Origin of the sequence: Loktanella sp. PT4BL (genome assembly GCF_003201935.1) — a bacterium.
Lineage (GTDB): Bacteria > Pseudomonadota > Alphaproteobacteria > Rhodobacterales > Rhodobacteraceae > Yoonia.
This window is the reverse complement of the sequence record NZ_QJJL01000027.1, coordinates 1-2,754: the sequence shown is the minus strand read 5'-3', so window position 1 is coordinate 2,754 and position 2,754 is coordinate 1. Positions and strand designations below refer to the sequence as shown.

Here is a 2,754-nt window from a genome sequence, read left to right as displayed (position 1 = left end):
ATATCGGGACCAGAGGCCGCGATCAGTGCATTGACATGGGCCCGCGTCGCGCGGAACCCGCGCAGGCGGCGGTGATGCTGGCCCGCATCAAAGCCGCCGATGAAGGCGCCAAGCCGCTGCCGCCAGTTCATCACAGATCCTTCACGGCATGGGGGCGCAGAATGCGCCCTGCGCCGCGTTCCAGTTTTGCGATGCGCCGCTCGATATCCCCTATCGCTGCAGCAAGCTCTGCGTCCGAGCCATAAGTCACGGTCTTGCCATCATAGCTGACTGACCGCGTGCCGCTGTAGCGCGCGGCCAGCAACGCGCTGTGGCGGGATTTGAGATCATCGAGGGTCATCAAGTTTTGCTCATTCCATGTATTTTGGCGTACTGATTTTCCAGCCACGCCGCCGCGGTGCTGTGATGCGCCCGGCTTGCGGCTCAGCCGATTTGTCGGTCTCGGGCTGTGCCACGGTTGCGGCTGTTTCCACACCAGCCTGCTTCTCCAGCTGTCGCCACATCCGCTCGTCAAAGCGATCTGCACCAAGGATCCAGGCGGCTGCCCGCGCATAGACCCGCGTATCGAGGGCCTCGTTCCTCTCCCGTAGCTTTTGCCATTCCTGGCGGGCAAAGCCGCGCTTGTTGCGGATCGTGACCAGCTGTTCGCCTACCAGCTGTTTGAGCCATTCGCTGTCGGCCCAGTCAGGCAGGTGGATCTTGCCAGGGGGCGTTGCCGCGCCCAGCGCCCGATCCTCATCCGACGGCCTTTCGATACGCAGGTACCGGTAGGTCTCGGCTTTGAAGGTAGCGGTGGCCACCGTCCAGAGCCGCGCGCCGCGTTTGAGCTTGCGGCCATTCACGGTTGCATCCACGAATGTCGGCCCCGAGACGGGTGTCGCCCGGTTGAACCCTTCCAGACCCTTCACTGGGGCCACTTGTGCGATGCCCTGCTTGCGCGCCCATCCGTAAACAGCAGCCGTTTCATAGCCGGTATCGATCGCCAGTTTGGCCAGTGGCATCACCGCGCCATGCTCGTGCACCCAAGTCTGGCCCAGAAGCGAGGTCAGCTTGTCCCAGCACGCCGGATCGTCCGGTCCACCCGGGATGACGATGTGATCGACAAGCCAGCTTTGCAGCCCGCGGCCCCAGGCCCAGACATCGACCTCGATCCGGTCCTTCTGCACATCTGCGCCCGCCGTCAGGAACAGACCTCCTGCGGGGATCTGCGCAGCGAAAGTAAACCGCTGATCCGCAAGACGCTGCCATTCCGGTGTCTCGCCGCTTTCAACCCAGGTCTCCCCCAAGAGTGTGTTGTGCGCCGCGCGCAACATCTCGTCCGAGCCCTGGGCGGCCAGCCAATCCCGCGCGATCTGCTCCCAGCTTTTCCAGCCGATCGGCGAATAGAGCGCCGAGAGGTGGAAGCCGATGGCATGCGGATTGTCCGACACTGCCGTTGCCCGCCATTCGCCCCGCGCCAGCATGACGGTCTTGTGGTGCTCGGCGATGGGTTTCTCGCACCCTTCACAGGTGTAGGCCGCCGATTCCGGCTGTCCCTTTGCCCAGCGCAGGCGCTCGAACTGCAACCATTGCATCGCACCACAATGCGGGCAGGGCACGAAATACCGCCGCTGGTCGCTGGCTTCAAACTCGCGCTCGATCCGGCTCAGCCCGCGGATGGTGGGCGTCGAGACCATGAACACCTTGCGCCGGTGCGCGAAGGTCGTTGTGCGCGCTTCCGCCAGCGTGACGGGATCACCTTCCTCATCGGCCGAGGCGGGATAGGCGTCGACCTCATCGAGAAACACATAGCGTGCTGGCATCGACCGCAGGCCGGTTGCCGAATTTGCCCCGGTCAGCACCAGAATGCCTCCGGGGAACTCTTTCGACAGCATCGAATTACCCGCATCGCGTGAGCGTGCTGGCTGCACGCGCTCCTTCAGCGCGGGGCTGTCTTCAATCAGCGGATCAATCCGGCCCCGCGACGTGCGTTTGGCCATCTCGACCGTGGGCAGTACCGCCAGCATCGGCCCCGGTGCGTGATGGATGACAAAGCCGATCCAGTTATTCCCTGCCTCCGTGGCCCCGACCTGCGCCGCCTTCATAAATGAAATCCGCTGCGCCGGATGGTTTGGCGACAGCGCATCCATGATGGCGCGCAGATAAGGCGTCCGAGATGTGCGGTACTGTCCGGGTTCCGCCGATGCACGCGATGACAGTTTGCGGTGCGCATCTGCCCATTCCGACACGGTCAGGTCTGGATCCGGCCGCATGCCGTTGCGCCAGACGCGTAGAATGTCCTCGGCGCCATCAAAGGCAAGATCGAGATCTGCTGTCAGGTTGTCGTCGGTCAGGTTGTATGCGTTGCCGTCATCATTCAAGCGAGACCCTGAGGTCGGCCAGGGCGGTGAGTTGCTCTCGGACATGGGTTTCCAGCACCCTTTGCAGGATCGCAGTCTCGATCGTCACCGCATCACCGGATGCCCTTTCCATCTCTGCGGATAATTGGGCAGCCATCAGGGCCGCTACACGGGTGGGCCAGGTGACCCAGACATCGCGCTCCTGGCGCGCAAGATGAAACACCAGCGTTTCCGCCCGTGCGCGGTCGACCAGCACGCCCTTCTTGCGCTGGATCGAGAGCTGGCGCTCCTGCGCCTGATAGACCGTCAGCGCCGTGCGTGCCTTGAGATAGGAGGTGCTGTCGCCTGGCCCTGACACGCCGCCAGTGCCTGAGATATTACCGCTGCTAATCCCTCCACCATCACTACCCGCGTT

Annotated in this window: 3 protein-coding genes; all 3 read right to left on the bottom strand. The window is 63.4% G+C overall.

Going from position 1 to position 2,754, the window contains the following annotated elements; genetic code table 11:
* Positions 1-130 precede the first annotated feature (130 nt).
* A complete protein-coding gene (locus C7964_RS19615) occupies positions 131-340 on the bottom strand; it encodes a phage head-tail joining protein (RefSeq protein WP_110281234.1) in 210 nt (69 codons plus the stop codon).
* A gap of 10 nt (positions 341-350) precedes the next feature.
* Entirely contained in the window at positions 351-2,405 is a 2,055-nt protein-coding gene (locus C7964_RS19610; protein ID WP_110281233.1) for a phage terminase large subunit family protein, read from the bottom strand.
* Positions 2,353-2,754 (bottom strand): hypothetical protein (locus C7964_RS19605; RefSeq protein ID WP_110281232.1); only part of this gene is annotated, 402 nt, incomplete at its 5' end. The genes C7964_RS19605 and C7964_RS19610, both read right to left, overlap by 53 nt.

Coding starts and splice junctions, on each gene's coding strand:
- C7964_RS19615 (WP_110281234.1), bottom strand. CDS start 340: ATGACCCTCGATGATCTCAAATCCCGCCACAGCGCGTTGCTGGCCGCG.
- C7964_RS19610 (WP_110281233.1), bottom strand. CDS start 2,405: ATGTCCGAGAGCAACTCACCGCCCTGGCCGACCTCAGGGTCTCGCTTG.